Origin of the sequence: Vibrio sp. V39_P1S14PM300, assembly GCF_009904765.1 — a bacterium.
In the GTDB taxonomy this organism is placed as follows: domain Bacteria; phylum Pseudomonadota; class Gammaproteobacteria; order Enterobacterales; family Vibrionaceae; genus Vibrio; species Vibrio proteolyticus.
Map to the genome: position 1 here is coordinate 1 of NZ_WXWP01000258.1, position 14,330 is coordinate 14,330.

General features: G+C 51.5%; 19 protein-coding genes and 5 tRNA genes. 8 read left to right on the forward strand and 16 right to left on the reverse strand.

Annotated elements, in window-relative coordinates; translation table 11 throughout:
* Positions 1 to 85: 85 nt before the first annotated feature.
* Genes CAG65_RS12980 through CAG65_RS13030 form a run of 11 tightly spaced genes read right to left on the reverse strand, consistent with a single transcriptional unit; the run spans position 86 to position 7,799 of the window.
* On the reverse strand, positions 86 to 364 hold the full coding sequence (locus CAG65_RS12980; RefSeq protein WP_021704427.1) for an HPr family phosphocarrier protein: 279 nt from the start codon (positions 362 to 364) through the stop codon (positions 86 to 88).
* 8 nt (positions 365 to 372) lie between these two features.
* Complete coding sequence (gene rapZ / locus CAG65_RS12985) at positions 373 to 1,230, reverse strand: RNase adapter RapZ (protein ID WP_161448229.1); 858 nt, start codon at positions 1,228 to 1,230, stop codon at positions 373 to 375.
* Between the two features lie 12 nt (positions 1,231 to 1,242).
* Positions 1,243 to 1,689: a PTS IIA-like nitrogen regulatory protein PtsN gene (gene ptsN, locus CAG65_RS12990; protein ID WP_161448227.1), complete on the reverse strand. Its 447-nt coding sequence runs from the start codon at positions 1,687 to 1,689 to the stop codon at positions 1,243 to 1,245.
* A gap of 2 nt (positions 1,690 to 1,691) precedes the next feature.
* On the reverse strand, positions 1,692 to 1,979 hold the full coding sequence (gene hpf, locus CAG65_RS12995) for a ribosome hibernation promoting factor (protein WP_021704424.1): 288 nt from the start codon (positions 1,977 to 1,979) through the stop codon (positions 1,692 to 1,694).
* Between the two features lie 24 nt (positions 1,980 to 2,003).
* Positions 2,004 to 3,467, reverse strand: coding sequence for an RNA polymerase factor sigma-54 (locus tag CAG65_RS13000; RefSeq protein WP_161453932.1), 1,464 nt, complete (start codon positions 3,465 to 3,467; stop codon positions 2,004 to 2,006).
* A gap of 49 nt (positions 3,468 to 3,516) precedes the next feature.
* Positions 3,517 to 4,242: an LPS export ABC transporter ATP-binding protein gene (lptB, locus tag CAG65_RS13005; protein WP_161448223.1), complete on the reverse strand. Its 726-nt coding sequence runs from the start codon at positions 4,240 to 4,242 to the stop codon at positions 3,517 to 3,519.
* 2 nt (positions 4,243 to 4,244) lie between these two features.
* Positions 4,245 to 4,745: a lipopolysaccharide transport periplasmic protein LptA gene (lptA, locus tag CAG65_RS13010; RefSeq protein WP_161453933.1), complete on the reverse strand. Its 501-nt coding sequence runs from the start codon at positions 4,743 to 4,745 to the stop codon at positions 4,245 to 4,247.
* Entirely contained in the window at positions 4,726 to 5,289 is a 564-nt protein-coding gene (gene lptC, locus CAG65_RS13015; protein ID WP_021704420.1) for an LPS export ABC transporter periplasmic protein LptC, read from the reverse strand. Before lptC ends, lptA begins: the two co-directional genes overlap by 20 nt.
* Positions 5,286 to 5,843, reverse strand: a complete 558-nt coding sequence (gene kdsC, locus CAG65_RS13020; RefSeq protein WP_161448219.1) for a 3-deoxy-manno-octulosonate-8-phosphatase KdsC — start codon at positions 5,841 to 5,843, stop codon at positions 5,286 to 5,288. The genes lptC and kdsC overlap by 4 nt, the downstream gene beginning before the upstream one ends.
* Positions 5,843 to 6,805 carry a KpsF/GutQ family sugar-phosphate isomerase gene (locus CAG65_RS13025; protein WP_161453934.1) on the reverse strand — a complete coding sequence of 321 codons (963 nt, stop codon included), beginning with the start codon at positions 6,803 to 6,805 and terminating at the stop codon, positions 5,843 to 5,845. Before CAG65_RS13025 ends, kdsC begins: the two co-directional genes overlap by 1 nt.
* Before the next feature lie 22 nt (positions 6,806 to 6,827).
* Complete coding sequence (locus tag CAG65_RS13030) at positions 6,828 to 7,799, reverse strand: calcium/sodium antiporter (protein WP_021704417.1); 972 nt, start codon at positions 7,797 to 7,799, stop codon at positions 6,828 to 6,830.
* Positions 7,800 to 8,035: 236 nt separating this feature from the next.
* Here CAG65_RS13030 and mlaF point away from each other — a divergent pair, with 236 nt between their 5' ends.
* The 8 genes from mlaF (at position 8,036) to CAG65_RS13070 (ending at position 13,448) form a co-directional block, all read left to right on the forward strand.
* Positions 8,036 to 8,830: a phospholipid ABC transporter ATP-binding protein MlaF gene (mlaF, locus tag CAG65_RS13035; protein WP_161453935.1), complete on the forward strand. Its 795-nt coding sequence runs from the start codon at positions 8,036 to 8,038 to the stop codon at positions 8,828 to 8,830.
* Positions 8,830 to 9,621, forward strand: coding sequence for a lipid asymmetry maintenance ABC transporter permease subunit MlaE (gene mlaE, locus CAG65_RS13040; RefSeq protein ID WP_161453936.1), 792 nt, complete (start codon positions 8,830 to 8,832; stop codon positions 9,619 to 9,621). Before mlaF ends, mlaE begins: the two co-directional genes overlap by 1 nt.
* Before the next feature lie 2 nt (positions 9,622 to 9,623).
* Positions 9,624 to 10,118, forward strand: coding sequence for an outer membrane lipid asymmetry maintenance protein MlaD (gene mlaD / locus CAG65_RS13045; protein WP_021704414.1), 495 nt, complete (start codon positions 9,624 to 9,626; stop codon positions 10,116 to 10,118).
* A 1-nt stretch (position 10,119) separates the two neighbouring features.
* Positions 10,120 to 10,761, forward strand: coding sequence for a phospholipid-binding protein MlaC (gene mlaC, locus CAG65_RS13050; RefSeq protein ID WP_021704413.1), 642 nt, complete (start codon positions 10,120 to 10,122; stop codon positions 10,759 to 10,761).
* Entirely contained in the window at positions 10,758 to 11,075 is a 318-nt protein-coding gene (locus CAG65_RS13055) for an STAS domain-containing protein (RefSeq protein ID WP_021704412.1), read from the forward strand. Before mlaC ends, CAG65_RS13055 begins: the two co-directional genes overlap by 4 nt.
* A gap of 3 nt (positions 11,076 to 11,078) precedes the next feature.
* Positions 11,079 to 11,333, forward strand: coding sequence for a BolA family iron metabolism protein IbaG (gene ibaG, locus CAG65_RS13060; protein ID WP_021704411.1), 255 nt, complete (start codon positions 11,079 to 11,081; stop codon positions 11,331 to 11,333).
* A 9-nt stretch (positions 11,334 to 11,342) separates the two neighbouring features.
* On the forward strand, positions 11,343 to 12,608 hold the full coding sequence (gene murA / locus CAG65_RS13065) for a UDP-N-acetylglucosamine 1-carboxyvinyltransferase (protein ID WP_161448211.1): 1,266 nt from the start codon (positions 11,343 to 11,345) through the stop codon (positions 12,606 to 12,608).
* 99 nt (positions 12,609 to 12,707) lie between these two features.
* The gene (locus CAG65_RS13070) at positions 12,708 to 13,448 is read left to right on the forward strand and encodes a 1-acylglycerol-3-phosphate O-acyltransferase (RefSeq protein WP_021704409.1); all 741 of its coding nucleotides are present in this window, start codon (positions 12,708 to 12,710) and stop codon (positions 13,446 to 13,448) included.
* Positions 13,449 to 13,716: 268 nt separating this feature from the next.
* On the opposite strand, the gene CAG65_RS13075 is transcribed toward CAG65_RS13070, so the two are convergent.
* The 5 genes from CAG65_RS13075 to CAG65_RS13095 all read right to left on the reverse strand — a co-directional run bounded on the left by CAG65_RS13075 (position 13,717) and on the right by CAG65_RS13095 (position 14,214).
* Positions 13,717 to 13,792, reverse strand: a tRNA-Asn gene (locus tag CAG65_RS13075).
* A gap of 5 nt (positions 13,793 to 13,797) precedes the next feature.
* Positions 13,798 to 13,873 (reverse strand) — tRNA-Thr (locus CAG65_RS13080).
* A 37-nt stretch (positions 13,874 to 13,910) separates the two neighbouring features.
* Positions 13,911 to 13,986 (reverse strand) — tRNA-Asn (locus CAG65_RS13085).
* A gap of 25 nt (positions 13,987 to 14,011) precedes the next feature.
* Positions 14,012 to 14,087 (reverse strand) — tRNA-Thr (locus CAG65_RS13090).
* 51 nt (positions 14,088 to 14,138) lie between these two features.
* Positions 14,139 to 14,214: transfer RNA gene (locus tag CAG65_RS13095), tRNA-Phe, on the reverse strand.
* Positions 14,215 to 14,330 lie beyond the last annotated feature (116 nt).

The window sequence follows — 14,330 nt, forward strand, 5'->3', positions numbered from 1 at the left end:
GCGTTGAATAGTAACTTAATTCTATTCGTTATTTAATAAAATCTCATTACACAACAGGTCTTATTTGTAAGCGTAGGGTGATTCTTTACTCGCCTTCGTCGAATTTATGCTCAATCAGGTCGCACACGGCGCTCAGCGCTTGTTCGGCTTCCGCACCATCAGCCAGAATGGTGACATTCTGCCCCTGGGCAGATTCGAGCATCAACAGGCCCATGACGCCATCCGCGGTCGCTTGCTTGCCTTCCTGATTTTCAATCGTCAGTACCGCATCAAAAGACTGGGCCAGCTCGACCAGTTTGATCGCGGCACGGGCATGGAGGCCAAGACGGTTTTGGATCAGGACGGTTTTGCTGTGCTGCGGCATGGCGGTTCCTATTGGTTTTTTTCGAGCGAGGTATGGCGGATTTGCACCTGATGACCCAGTTCGGAAAAGTACTCGCCAATTTGCTGGGTGAGGTAAACCGAGCGGTGTTTGCCACCTGTGCAGCCAATTGCCACGGTCAGGTAACTGCGATTGTTTTTCTCCAGCAGCGGTAACCAGTATTCGATGAATTTCTGGATCTGCTGTTTCAGCTCCATCACTTCCGGGTGGCTTTCGAGGAAGGACTTGATCGGTGCATCGAGCCCGGTCAGTGGACGCAGGTTTGGCTCCCAATGCGGGTTGGGCAGAAAGCGCACATCAAACACGTAATCGGCATCGGTTGGCAAACCGTATTTGAAGCCGAAGGACTCAAACACCATCACCAGAGCCTGACGCTCGCGGCCTTCTACCCGCATGCGCACGGTTTCACTCAGTTCATGCAGCGACAGATTGCTGCTGTCTAGCACCAGATCGGCATGCTCTTTGAGTGGATAGAGAATATTACGCTCCAGCTCGATCGCCTGATCGAGTGAGCGTTTATCGTCACTGCGGGAAAGCGGGTGAATACGGCGGGTTTCGCTGTAGCGTTTGAGTAAGGTCTCTTTGTTGGCGTCTAGAAATAGCACCGTCATATCGACATCGTGTCGGATCTTGTCGAACACATCGGCGATCAGGTCCGGCTCTTTAGGCAGGTTACGAATGTCGACACTGACAGCGACATTCTGTGAGCTGTCTTTCACCGACAGGATAAAGGCTTCTAACAGGTCAACAGGCAGGTTATCTACACAGTAATAACCCAGATCCTCCAGTACACGCAGTGCGACGCTTTTTCCGGCTCCGGACTGGCCACTGACCACAATCAGACGCATGTTTGCTTTGCCTTATCGGTTGATCATGATGTCGTAGAGCTCCTGATCGCTTTGAGCGCTACGCAATTGTTTGAGGATTTGTTTGTCGTTGAGGCGTTCCGCCATTTTCGACAGGGTTTGCAGATGCTCTTTGCATTGTGCATCCGGGACCAGAAGAGCGAACAGCAGGTCGACTGGTCGATTGTCGATCGCGTCAAATTCGATTGGCTCGTCGCACTGCAGCAATACGGCGACCGCTTTGTCACTTTCGCTCATACGAGCATGAGGAATGGCGATCCCATTTCCTATGCCGGTACTGCCCATCTTTTCGCGCGACAGCATGCATTCAAACAGCTCGGTGGAATTCAGTCCGGTGTGTTCAGCGACGATTTCGCTGATCATTTCCAGAGCGCGCTTTTTGCTTGTGCAATGGACTGCACTTTTGGTGCAGTCCAGAGAGAGTACTTCACTTAGTTGCATGATTAATGGCTATTCAGCTTTTCTTTGTGCTTGTTGAGTTGGCGAACCAGTTTGTCCACCAGCGCATCAATGGAAGCGTACATGCTTTCATCTTCTGCCTGGGCATGGATTTCGCCTTGATTTACGTGAAGCGTAGCTTCAGCGATCTGATTGAGTTTTTCAACTTTTAAAACCACACTTGCGCTATTGATGTGGTCGAAAAATCGCTCAAGCTTTTGAAACTTTTCATGAACGTAGTCTTGCATTGAATCGGTGAGATCAACGTGGTGGCCTTGAATATTGATTTGCATAGACTTTCCTTCTCTGTTTTAGCCCTAAAGCAGGCGTTTACGCTGACTTGAAGGGGCAATACCCAAAGATTCACGGTACTTAGCGATAGTACGTCTAGCTACCTGAATCCCTTGGTCAGCTAGTAAGGCTGCAATCTTGCTGTCACTGAGTGGTTTGGCCGGGTTCTCTGCGGCCACCAGTTTTTTGATCAGTGCGCGAATTGCAGTCGATGAACACTCTCCACCATTGTCGGTACTAACGTGACTGGAGAAGAAGTATTTCAATTCGAAGATGCCTCTTGGCGTATGCATAAATTTCTGCGTGGTGACACGCGAAATGGTTGATTCATGCATATCCACCGCCAGAGCCACATCGTTCAACACCATTGGTTTCATGGCTTCTTCCCCATACTCGAAGAAATCACGCTGATGTTCAACAATGCACTTTGCAACTTTGAGCAACGTCTCGTTTCTACTTTCAAGACTCTTGATTAGCCATTTTGCCTCTTGCAAATTGGCGCGGATGTACTGACTGTCTGCGTTGTTGCCTTTGCCAAGCTCTGCGTACTGCTGATTGACTTTAAGGCGCGGCACGCTGTCCGGGTTGATAGTGACCACCCACTTGCCGTGCTCTTTATACACAGATACATCCGGAATGACGTATTCCGCATGATCCGGGGTCACCCGGCTACCCGGGCGCGGATCCAACTGCTGAATCAGTTTCAGCGCTTCTTTCAGTTCCGCTTCTTTGAGTTTGGCTTCTTTAATGATCAGCTTGTAGTCACGATTGCCAAGCTGGTCGATGTGGTCAGTGAGTACTAACTTAGCCTCTTTGAGCCACGGGGTATCTTCCGGGAAGGTCGTTAATTGTAAGAGCAGGCAGTCTTGCAGGTTAAGTGACGCCACACCAAGCGGGTCGAATTGCTGGATGCGCTTACGTACCGCTTCCACTTCGTCCGCTTCAATCTCTTCGCTGTCGAAGCTTTCGTGGAGCTCGTCCACGGACAGGGTCAGGTAACCGTAATCGTCAATTGCATCAATGATGGCCATCGCAATCATGCGATCGGTTTCGGAAAACGGCGTCAGGTCGAGCTGCCAGGTCAGGTAATCGTGCAGTGATTCGGTGGTTTCACCTTGATACACCGGGGTATCGTCATCAACCGCCAGACCGGTACTGCCAGTGTTTGCACTGTAGACGTCGTCCCAGGTGGTGTCGATTTCCAGCTCAGAGCTGATTTCAGATTTTTCGATCAGTTCGGAGCTGTCTTTGGGCTCTGGCTCTGCGACATCAACCGTCGGCTCCTGATCGTCACCATTAGCGGCTTTGTGTTCCTCAGAAACCACTTCTTCACCGCCCTCTTCGACGTCCAGCAAAGGGTTGGAGTCCAGCGCTTCCTGGATTTCCTGTTGCAGGTCGAGAGTGGACAGCTGCAGCAAACGGATCGCTTGCTGCAGCTGCGGTGTCATCGCTAACTGTTGTCCTAACTTAAGCTGTAGTGAGGGTTTCATTCGGTCTTTTCTTGCCTGTTATAGTTATAAATCTGCCGCTCTTAGTTAATCATAGTCGGAATTGTTCGCCGAGATAAACTTGTTTAACTTGCTCATTGGCCAGTACATCTGCCGGTGTACCTTCGGCAATCAGCTGGCCCTGACTGACGATGTAGGCCTTTTCACACACGTCCAGAGTTTCACGAACGTTGTGGTCAGTGATCAGGACACCCAGGCCCCGATCACGCAGGTGTTCGATGATTTTTTTGATGTCGATGACTGAGATCGGGTCAACACCGGCAAACGGTTCATCCAGCAGGATAAACTTCGGGTTCGCGGCCAGCGCCCGGGCAATTTCGACCCGGCGGCGTTCACCCCCTGATAGTGCCATACCCGCACTGTGGCGAATGTGCTGAATGTGGAATTCTTCCAACAAATCTTCCAGTTTGTCCTGACGCTGCTCGCGAGTCATTTCTTCGCGGGTCTGCAGGACGGCCATGATGTTGTCTTCCACCGAGAGCTTACGGAAGATTGACGCTTCCTGTGGCAGGTAACCGATCCCCATGCGTGAACGGCTGTGCATCGGCAGGATACTGATGTCGGTGTCATCGATGGTGATGGTGCCTTCATCACGCGCCACTAAGCCTACGATCATATAGAACGACGTGGTTTTGCCCGCACCATTCGGGCCGAGCAGGCCAACAATCTGACCGGACTCGACCTGCAAACTGACGTCTGAGACCACTTTACGGTTTTTGTAGCTCTTAGCCAGGTGCTCTGCTTTGAGTGTTGCCATAGTTATTTCTGCTGCGCTGCCTGTGGTTGAAGAATGGTCGAAACCCGCTCTCCGCTCTGGTTGCCGTCGGCAATCAGTTTCTGTGAGGAAATCTTGTAGCGGATTTTCTTACCGCGAATTTCACTGTCGTCCTGACGCAGCAGCGCCTGATTGATCATCGTCAGCTGGTCGTCGGCCATCTTGTAGTACAACTCTTTGGCTTCACCGTACAGGGTTTTCCCGTCGTCAGTTAGCTGAGAGAAGGTCGCCAGATTGCCGTAGCCTTCGATCTCTTTGATCGCGCCGTCATCCGGATTGCGGTACACAATGACTTTATCTGCATTGATATTGATACTGCCTTGCTTCAGCTTAACGTCGCCGATAAACGTGACTTTGTTGCTTTGCATGTCCAACTGCTGGCTGTCAGAGTCGATATAGATCGGTTGATCCTGGTCGGTCGACAAGGCCATGGCGTTCGCAGACGCCAGCAGACACGCTATAAGACTAAGGTGTGAGAGTTTCATATCTACCTTGAACATGGTTGTAGAGAACCGCGGTATTGTCAGCAAAATTGCCTTTCATCGCCTGTCCTACCGTTTCAAACTGAGGGCCGATTAACACAACCTGGTTGTCAGCCCAAAAATCCCGATTGTCTAGCTGAATACTCATTTTCGCTGTCGACAGAGTATCAAAACCTGAGTCCGGCAGCAGGTTTTTTGCCAGCACATTGTCGTGCAGGGTCAGCACATGGTCTTTGTCCAGTACCGCAGAATCGGCGGTCACTTCCCATTCCTGTATGGTGCCTTGGTTGAAGACTTTCAACACCGGCTTCTCAAACAGAGTATCACCGCTTTGCGCGTAGTGATCCAGGTGTGTGGATGTGATCACGTAGCTGCGCGTACCACTTTCATCGTAAGAAGTACTGGTGACCGACTCGCCACTGAACATTGGCAGTTCCACATTCGGTTCTACCTGAATATCAAATGTGTTCTCTTTGTCGAGCAGGTAGTAAATACTTACCCCGGCCACGATAAACAGCAAAACATAAATGATACGAGATAAACTCATATACTTAAGCCTTTATGTACATCCAGCTCATCACGAGCTTGTAGAATCAGATCGCACACTTCGCGCACCGCGCCATGGCCGCCCTTAATGCGAGTGACGTAGTTGGCGCGTTTGGCCAGCAGTGGGTGGCCGTCTGCGACACACACTTTCAGCGCAACTTGTTCCATCACCGGCCAGTCAATCAGGTCATCGCCGATATAGCCTGTTTGGTGCGGTTCAATCGCCAGGCGCGCACAAATGTCTTGATACGCTTTTACTTTGTCATCCTGGCCCTGATAGATCAGGGAGATACCCAGCGCCCGCATACGGTTTTCAACAATTTGCGACTGACGGCCTGTGATGATGGCGATCTCAATCCCAGCATTCATCAGGGATTTGACGCCGTAGCCGTCACGGGTGTGGAATGTTTTGAGCTCCTCACCCTGATTGCCCATGTAAATCAGGCCGTCCGAAAACACACCATCCACATCACAGATCAGCAGTTTGATGTCTCGTGCTATGGTGACGATAGTTTGCTCGACCGGACCGTAAAGCGTTTCAACCAGTTGTGTCATTACATTACTCCTGCTTTGAGAAGGTCATGCATATTCAGTGCACCGACTGGTTGGCCTTCTTTACATAATACTAATCCATTTATGCTTTTGTCTTGCATTAGATTCAACCCTTCAACGGCCAACATCTCCGGCTCGGCCGTGGTTGGGTTGCGGGTCATCACGTCACCGATCAACGCGGTATGAACGTCAATGCGTTTGTCGAGCACGCGTCGCAGGTCTCCATCTGTAAACAAACCGACCAGTTGACCGTCGTTATTAACCACTGTGGTCATGCCGAGACCTTTCTGGCTGATTTCCATCAGGGCATCACGGATCACGGTATCTGGCGTCACCATCGGTAGTGCGTCGCCGGAGTGCATGATGTCAGACAGCTTGAGCAGCAGTTTACGCCCCAGCGCGCCGCCCGGATGGGAGAGGGCAAAGTCTTCCGCAGTAAAGCCGCGCGCCTGCAGCAGCGCGACCGCCAGTGCATCACCCATGACTAACGTGGCGGTAGTGCTTGAGGTGGGTGCCAGGCCGAGCGGACAGGCTTCACTGGGGACGGTGATCTGCAGGTGCAGATCCGCCAGTCTCGCCATATTGGACTCAGGCTTGCCCGTCATACTGATGATGCGGATGCCCAGACGTTTGAGGACCGGGAACAGCGACAGTATCTCATGGGATTCACCCGAGTTGGAAATCACCAGTACGATATCGCCGCGTTCGATCATACCCAGATCGCCATGCGCCGCTTCCCCCGGGTGAACGAAAAAGGCCGAGGTGCCAGTGCTGGCTAACGTGGCCGCGATCTTATTGCCGATGTGACCGGATTTACCCATGCCCATCACCACCACTTTACCCGGGTTGGCGAGGATCATGTCACAGGCCTGACAGAATTCCGTGTCGATATACTGATCCAGTTGTTTGAGAGCAGCGATTTCTGTCTCAAGCACATTGAGCGCCGCAGCGCGGTAATCAAACATATTCTTCCCCGAAGTCTTACGGTTAAGCGGCCACGTTCATCAACAGGTAAACCTGATAGGCCCCGAAACAGACGAACAGAATGGCGCCTTCTATGCGGTTAATACTGCGGGATTTACCCAGACACATCACCACCAGCAGCAGTGAAACTGCCAGCATGACCCAGAAATCACGTCCCATGGCCAGCTCACTCAGCATGGACGGGTTCAAAATCCCCGGAATGCCCATGACCGCCAGAATATTAAATACGTTGGAGCCGATGATGTTGCCCACGGCCATGTCGTCTTCGCCTTTCAGGACGCCGGCCAGTGAAGCGGCCAGTTCCGGCAGGCTGGTGCCGACAGCAATGATAGTCAGGCCGATCACCAGATCGCTCATGCCGAAATATTTGGCAATGACGACGGCATTGTCGACCAGCATATCGGCGGCCAGTGGCAGTACGATCAGGCCTATCACGACCCAGATCCCGGCTTTCAGGTTGCTGACGCCTTCCGGAACTTCAGATTCTTGCTCCTGCAACAGTGCGTCGCCGCTGTCTTTGTCTTTTTCACGGCGGCTGATGCGCAGCATCGCCAGAATGAACATTGCAAACAGGACAAACAGCAACACACCTTCATAAAAGCCGAGTTTGTTGTCCCACAATAAAATCCCCGCTAATACGGTGACCCCAATCATCAACGGAAGTTCACGACGCAGTACTTCGCTGCTGATCGAAAGCGGTTTGATCATCGCGGTGATGCCGAGGATCAGCGCAATGTTAGCGATGTTGGAGCCCAGTACGTTGCCGACGGCAGTATCGGTTTTGCCGTCCAGAGCCGCAGTCGCGGAGACCATCATTTCCGGAGCGGAAGAGCCCATGGCCAGAATGGTCATACCGATTACCAGAGGGGAAATACCGACGTTGCGTGCCAGTGCTGCCGCACCGAACACCAGTTTGTCTGCACTCCAGACGAGAAAAACGAGACCAATGACCAGAAACGCGACCGCTTCAAACATGACACTTCCTAAAATTGAGTTAACAACTGAATGATTTAACCGTCAATTTTGACGCTTTGATATGTAAAAGGGAAGCCAATGATGAAATTAATTGTGTCACGATCTGTCAACATAATGAGATAAGTTGCGCTGATGAGTGGAGATTTAATCGAACAGTGCTTTAAATTCAAGCTTATTGTGCTTATGATTGCCCATTCTCGCTGATGCGTACCGCAGATAACGGATAATTCAAACCTATGTCTTCTGAAGCTCTGGTTACAATAAAACATTTGCACTTTTCGAGGGCGGAACGAACGATCTTCGACGACGTGAATCTGAGCGTACCGAAAGGGAAAATCACCGCCATCATGGGGCCGTCCGGGATCGGTAAGACCACCTTGCTGCGCCTGATTGGTGGCCAGTTGCCGCCCGACAGCGGTGAAATTTGGTTTGATGGTGATAACATCCCGACACTGAGCCGTAAGAAGCTCTACCAGGCACGCAAAAAAATGAGCATGCTGTTCCAGTCCGGCGCACTGTTTACTGATCTGAACGTTTTTGACAACGTCGCGTTTCCATTGCGTGAACACACAGCACTGGATGAATCGCTGATCAAAACGCTGGTGCTGCTCAAACTGGAAGCGGTTGGCCTACGCGGTGCGGCGCAGTTGATGCCGAGCGAATTGTCCGGCGGGATGGCACGACGAGCGGCTCTGGCGCGTTCGATCGCGCTCGATCCGGAACTGATCATGTACGATGAACCTTTTGTCGGTCAGGATCCAATCACTATGGGGGTGTTGGTCGAACTGATCCGCAATCTCAACCAGGCGCTCGGCCTCACCTCGGTGGTGGTGTCGCATGATGTACCGGAAGTGATGAGTATCGCTGATCTGGTCTATCTGCTGGCCGATGGCAAGATCATCGCCAGCGGTACGCCTCAGGAGCTAAGAGACGATCCGGATCCGCGGGTTCAGCAGTTTTTGTTCGGTGAAGCCGACGGGCCTGTTCCGTTCCGTTTCCCCGCGCAGCCTATCGAGAAGGACTTATTTTAATGGCGTCGAATTTTACCGATTTTGTCGCATCGCTAGGACGACGCGGCATTGCCGTGAGCACGTCGATTGGTCGTGCCAGCCTGATGCTGTTCGGGGCGGTGGCCAGCCGTCCCCAACCGGTGAAGAATCTCCCTTTATTATTGCAACAACTCTACAGCGTGGGCGTCCAGTCTCTGGCGATCATCATTGTTTCTGGTCTGTTTATCGGCATGGTCTTGAGCCTGCAAGGCTACGTGATTCTGGTCGACTACGGTGCCGAGGGCAGTCTCGGTCAGATGGTGGCGCTGTCTTTATTGCGTGAACTTGGCCCGGTGGTGACGGCATTGCTGTTTGCCGGCCGTGCTGGTTCGGCACTCACCGCGGAAATCGGCTTGATGAAAGCCACAGAACAATTGACCAGTCTGGAAATGATGGCCGTGGATCCGCTCAAGCGCGTGATCGCACCTCGTTTGTGGGCCGGCCTGATTTCTATGCCTTTGCTGGCGATGATTTTCATGGCGGTGGGCATCTGGGGGGGCCAGTTGGTTGGGGTTGACTGGAAAGGTATCGACCACGGCAGTTTCTGGTCCGCGATGCAATCGGCGATCGATCTCGGCCAGGACATAGGTAACAGTCTGATCAAGTGTATGGTGTTTGCGTTTACTGTCACCTGGATCGCCCTGTTCAACGGCTATGACGCGATACCGACGTCAGAAGGCATCAGCCGCGCCACAACTCGCACCGTGGTGCACTCTTCGCTGGCCGTATTAGGGCTAGACTTTGTACTAACCGCATTGATGTTTGGGAATTAATCATGCAACAAACACGTAAAACAGAATTATGGGTTGGCAGTTTTGTGCTTGCGGGAATTTGCGCAATTCTGGTGATGATTTTTCAAGTCGCTGACGTGAAAGGGCTGGGTTCCAACGATACTTATACACTGAAAGCTGAGTTCGACAACATTGGCTCACTCAAAGTACGTTCTCCGGTCAAAGTGGGTGGCGTCGTGATTGGTCGTGTAACCCAGATCAGTCTGGATAAAGACACTTTGTTACCTATCGTCAGCATGGCGATCAACAGCCAGTACGATCAGTTCCCGGACACCTCCAGTGTTCAGATCCTGACTTCCGGCCTGATCGGTGAACAGTACATCGGACTGGTTCCGGGCTTTGTGTTTGAAGATGAACAGATGCTGGCAGACGGTGACCTGATTGAAGACACCAAGTCGGCGTTGGTTCTGGAAGATCTGATTGGTCAGTTCCTTTACAGCGTCGGCAATTCAGACAACGCAGCGAACAGTGGGGAATAATATGTTTAAGAAGATCGTACTGGCCTTTGTGGCAACCGTTATCTCATTCGGTAGTGCGGCCGCTGGCGTCGATAAAACCGATCCATACAAAATGATGCGTCAGGTCTCTGAGCAGGCATTTGAGCGTCTCAAAAAAGAGCAGGACAAAATCCATCAGGATCCGGATTACCTGAAAGTGATCGTTGATCAAGAGCTGATGCCGTATGTGAATGAGAAATACGCGGCACTGAAGTTACTGGGGCCAAACCTCAAAGGCGCCAAGCGTGACGATGTTGGTGAGTTCATTACTGCGTTTCGTGCTTACCTGGTGACCTCATATGCGCAAGTTCTGACACAATATTCGGATCAGACCATTGAATTTGGTCCGGAACCGAATCTGGACGACTCCCGTCGTATTACCAGTGTGAAAGTGGACATCGTGGATACCCCACGTCCGAACATCAAACTGGAATTCAAATTGCGCAAAGACAACAAGTCTGGTGAATGGGAAGCGTTTGATATGGTGGCCGAAGGGGTCAGCCTGTTGTCGAGCAAACAATCGGAGTGGGGCGGTAAGATTCGTCAGGAAGGCATTGTGGCGGTCGCCAAAGAGCTGGAAAAACTGGCGGCACAACCGATTCGTTTTGAGAGCAAGCAACAATGAGCCATCCACAATGGACCCAAACTCAAGCTCAGCAGGTTGAACTGAACGGCGCGTTGGATCGGGAATCCGTTCCTGCCCTGTGGCAATTCGCCCAACGCTGGCAACCCTCGGCAGAGCAGGTTGACGTTAGCCTGCAGAGCATTAAACGTATCGATTCTGCCGGAATGGTGATGCTGATACATTTAATAGAACATGCAAAAAAACGAAACTGTCATATAATGCTCAGTTTCGTGCCAGCACAGCTTGCCACATTATTAAAGCTGAGCAATGTCGATGTTATGCTGGCAGACCATATAAAGAATACTCAGGGGTAAATTGTGGATAGCGCAAAAGTACAACAGTTACTGGAAGAAGCACTGAAACTGGAAGAAGTGCATGTGAAAGGTGAAGGCAGCCACTATGAAGTGGTTGCGGTTGATGCTTGTTTCGAAGGAATGAGTCGCGTTAAGAAGCAACAAATGATCTACGCTCCGCTAATGGAATACATTCAAAGAAATGACATCCACGCTGTATCTATCAAAGCATATACTCCGGATGAGTGGGCTCGTGATAAGAAGCTGATGTCGCTGTAAGGTTTATTGATGGAAAAGTTTCGAGTTATTGGTTCTGACAAGCCGCTGCAAGGCGAAGTGACCATTTCAGGCGCAAAAAATGCTGCGCTGCCAATTCTGTTCGCCTCTATTCTGGCTGAAGAGCCGGTTACGGTCAGTAACGTTCCTCATTTGCGTGATATCGACACCACCATGGAGCTGCTCAAGCGCCTTGGGGCTAAAGTGGAGCGCAACGGCTCAGTGCATGTCGACGCGGGTCCGATTGACGAATACTGTGCGCCGTACGATCTGGTGAAAACCATGCGAGCTTCGATCTGGGCTTTGGGCCCGCTGGTGGCTCGCTTTGGTCAGGGACAAGTCTCTCTGCCTGGTGGCTGCGCGATCGGTGCCCGTCCGGTGGACTTGCACATTCATGGTCTGGAGCAACTGGGCGCAACGATTACGCTGGAAGACGGTTACGTTAAAGCGCACGTCGACGGTCGCTTGCAGGGTGCGCATATCGTGATGGACAAAGTCAGTGTGGGTGCCACCATTACCATCATGTGTGCAGCAACACTGGCGGAAGGCACCACGGTACTGGATAACGCCGCACGAGAGCCTGAGATCGTTGATACGGCCGAGTTTCTGAACAAGCTTGGAGCGAAAATCTCCGGTGCCGGCACCGACACCATCACCATTGAAGGTGTTGAGCGTTTGGGGGGCTGTGAGCATGCTGTGGTGGCGGATCGTATTGAAACCGGCACCTTCCTGGTGGCCGCTGCGGTTTCGGGCGGCAAAATTGTCTGTCGCAACTCCAAGGCCCAACTACTGGAAGCGGTACTGGCCAAACTGGAAGAGGCGGGCGCCAAGATTGAAACCGGCGATGACTGGATCAGTCTCGACATGACCGAGCGTGAACTGAAAGCAGTGACAGTGCGTACCGCGCCACACCCGGGCTTTCCGACCGATATGCAGGCGCAGTTTACTCTGTTGAACATGATGGCCAAAGGCGGTGGTGTGATCACCGAGACCATCTTCGAAAATCGCTTTATGCACGTTCCGGAACTGATGCGCATGGGCGCAAAAGCCGAGATTGAAGGCAACACAGTGATTTGCGGTGATGTTGATCGCTTGAGCGGCGCTCAGGTGATGGCGACTGACCTAAGGGCGTCGGCCAGTCTGGTGATTGCGGGTTGTATCGCCAAAGGTGAAACCGTCGTCGATCGTATTTATCATATTGACCGCGGTTATGAAAAAATCGAAGATAAGCTCTCTGCACTAGGTGCAAATATTGAGCGTTTTCACGAGAACGGTTAATATTAGCGAACGACTGTAAGCCGAAACTGAGGTTTCGGCTTTTTTTTAAGTGGTAAGGTGGTCGAGCGCGTGCGTTGTGTTCCGCCTGGAGAGAAATGAATGATTGCACTTATACGTGTACTGATCACCGCAGTGTGGGCTGTGGCGATGTTTATTTTTGGCTGTGGTTACTGCCTGCTGAGCCCGCGTAATCCAAAACACGTATTTACTTTTGGCCGTTACTTTGCGGCAATGTCGAAAGTGTTCGGCATTAAACTGGAGCTGCGTGTTCCTGACGACGCTTATGAGCGTGGTCAGCATATTTACATCGCTAACCACCAGAACAACTGGGACATGTTTACCGTGTCTGCCGCGGTGACGCCGAAAGTGGTGACTGTGGGTAAAAAGAGTCTGGCGTGGTTCCCACTGTTTGGTCAATTGTACTGGCTGACAGGGAATATCCTGATTGATCGCGCTAACCGTTCAAAAGCCATGGGCACCATTGAGCAGGTGGTGAACAGCATGAAGAACAGTGATGTGTCTGTTTGGATGTTCCCGGAAGGTACCCGCTCACGGGGACGTGGCTTGCTGCCGTTCAAAACTGGCGCATTTCACGCGGCAATCGGTGCCGGTGTGCCGATCATTCCGATAGTGTGCAGCTCAACCGAGCACCTGAAGATCAATCGCTGGAACAACGGTCACATCATCGTGGAGATGCTGCCGCCGATCAGTACTGAAGGTTGCAGCAAAGAAAATGTTCGTGAGCTGGCTAATCTGTGCCGCGAGCAAATGGCGGCCAAGCTGGAAGAACTGGACAACGAAGTCGCGATGCGTAACGAAACTCAGGGCATTAAAGCCTGAGCCTGTTATGACAGACCGAGCCGGCGTACATCGCCGGCTTTTTTGTGCCTAAGTCATACTGAGACGAACTACAGTCGTTGTTAAGGGTTAGGGCATACGTAAGACTTAAGACGCGCTCAAGAGGCTGACAGATGGCTTTTGAGCGCATTGTTGATGTGACTGAGGGTATAAGCGGGGTCAGGATCGGGCTATTGCGACGTACTGCTGCGATTCAACCCGGTATTTCAGAATGAAAAAAGCCAAGTCTTGCGACTTGGCTTCTTAAATATGGCTCCCCCTGCGGGACTCGAACCTGCGACATACGGATTAACAGTCCGCCGTTCTACCAACTGAACTAAGGGGGAAAAGATGGTGCCGACTACCGGAATCGAACTGGTGACCTACTGATTACAAGTCAGTTGCTCTACCTACTGAGCTAAGTCGGCCTTTTTCATTAACAAGCCAAAGCTTATTAACCGAAAGTGGCTCCCCCTGCGGGACTCGAACCTGCGACATACGGATTAACAGTCCGCCGTTCTACCAACTGAACTAAGGGGGAATTATCTTTTTAAGCAGAATATAAATGGTGCCGACTACCGGAATCGAACTGGTGACCTACTGATTACAAGTCAGTTGCTCTACCTACTGAGCTAAGTCGGCACACTATATTCTGTTTTATTGTTCGTGTTAGACACCAACAATTACAAATTGTGGTGCCCGGAGGCGGAATCGAACCACCGACACGAGGATTTTCAATCCTCTGCTCTACCGACTGAGCTATCCGGGCGACGAGGTGTATTAAACGGTTTTTCGCTTTTAACGTCAACACCAAATTGCAAAAAAAATATCGTTTGTTGCTTTTCTGTACTTAATGGGCTGTTTTTGCTCATTTGAGAATAAATC

What these genes read in the sequence shown, in the direction of transcription:
- CAG65_RS12980 (WP_021704427.1), bottom strand. Translation starts at nt 364, where the DNA reads ATGCCGCAGCACAGCAAAACCGTCCTGATCCAAAACCGTCTTGGCCTC.
- rapZ (WP_161448229.1), bottom strand. Translation starts at nt 1,230, where the DNA reads ATGCGTCTGATTGTGGTCAGTGGCCAGTCCGGAGCCGGAAAAAGCGTC.
- ptsN (WP_161448227.1), bottom strand. Translation starts at nt 1,689, where the DNA reads ATGCAACTAAGTGAAGTACTCTCTCTGGACTGCACCAAAAGTGCAGTC.
- hpf (WP_021704424.1), bottom strand. Translation starts at nt 1,979, where the DNA reads ATGCAAATCAATATTCAAGGCCACCACGTTGATCTCACCGATTCAATG.
- CAG65_RS13000 (WP_161453932.1), bottom strand. Translation starts at nt 3,467, where the DNA reads ATGAAACCCTCACTACAGCTTAAGTTAGGACAACAGTTAGCGATGACA.
- lptB (WP_161448223.1), bottom strand. Translation starts at nt 4,242, where the DNA reads ATGGCAACACTCAAAGCAGAGCACCTGGCTAAGAGCTACAAAAACCGT.
- lptA (WP_161453933.1), bottom strand. Translation starts at nt 4,745, where the DNA reads ATGAAACTCTCACACCTTAGTCTTATAGCGTGTCTGCTGGCGTCTGCG.
- lptC (WP_021704420.1), bottom strand. Translation starts at nt 5,289, where the DNA reads ATGAGTTTATCTCGTATCATTTATGTTTTGCTGTTTATCGTGGCCGGG.
- kdsC (WP_161448219.1), bottom strand. Translation starts at nt 5,843, where the DNA reads ATGACACAACTGGTTGAAACGCTTTACGGTCCGGTCGAGCAAACTATC.
- CAG65_RS13025 (WP_161453934.1), bottom strand. Translation starts at nt 6,805, where the DNA reads ATGTTTGATTACCGCGCTGCGGCGCTCAATGTGCTTGAGACAGAAATC.
- CAG65_RS13030 (WP_021704417.1), bottom strand. Translation starts at nt 7,799, where the DNA reads ATGTTTGAAGCGGTCGCGTTTCTGGTCATTGGTCTCGTTTTTCTCGTC.
- mlaF (WP_161453935.1), top strand. Translation starts at nt 8,036, where the DNA reads ATGTCTTCTGAAGCTCTGGTTACAATAAAACATTTGCACTTTTCGAGG.
- mlaE (WP_161453936.1), top strand. Translation starts at nt 8,830, where the DNA reads ATGGCGTCGAATTTTACCGATTTTGTCGCATCGCTAGGACGACGCGGC.
- mlaD (WP_021704414.1), top strand. Translation starts at nt 9,624, where the DNA reads ATGCAACAAACACGTAAAACAGAATTATGGGTTGGCAGTTTTGTGCTT.
- mlaC (WP_021704413.1), top strand. Translation starts at nt 10,120, where the DNA reads ATGTTTAAGAAGATCGTACTGGCCTTTGTGGCAACCGTTATCTCATTC.
- CAG65_RS13055 (WP_021704412.1), top strand. Translation starts at nt 10,758, where the DNA reads ATGAGCCATCCACAATGGACCCAAACTCAAGCTCAGCAGGTTGAACTG.
- murA (WP_161448211.1), top strand. Translation starts at nt 11,343, where the DNA reads ATGGAAAAGTTTCGAGTTATTGGTTCTGACAAGCCGCTGCAAGGCGAA.
- CAG65_RS13070 (WP_021704409.1), top strand. Translation starts at nt 12,708, where the DNA reads ATGATTGCACTTATACGTGTACTGATCACCGCAGTGTGGGCTGTGGCG.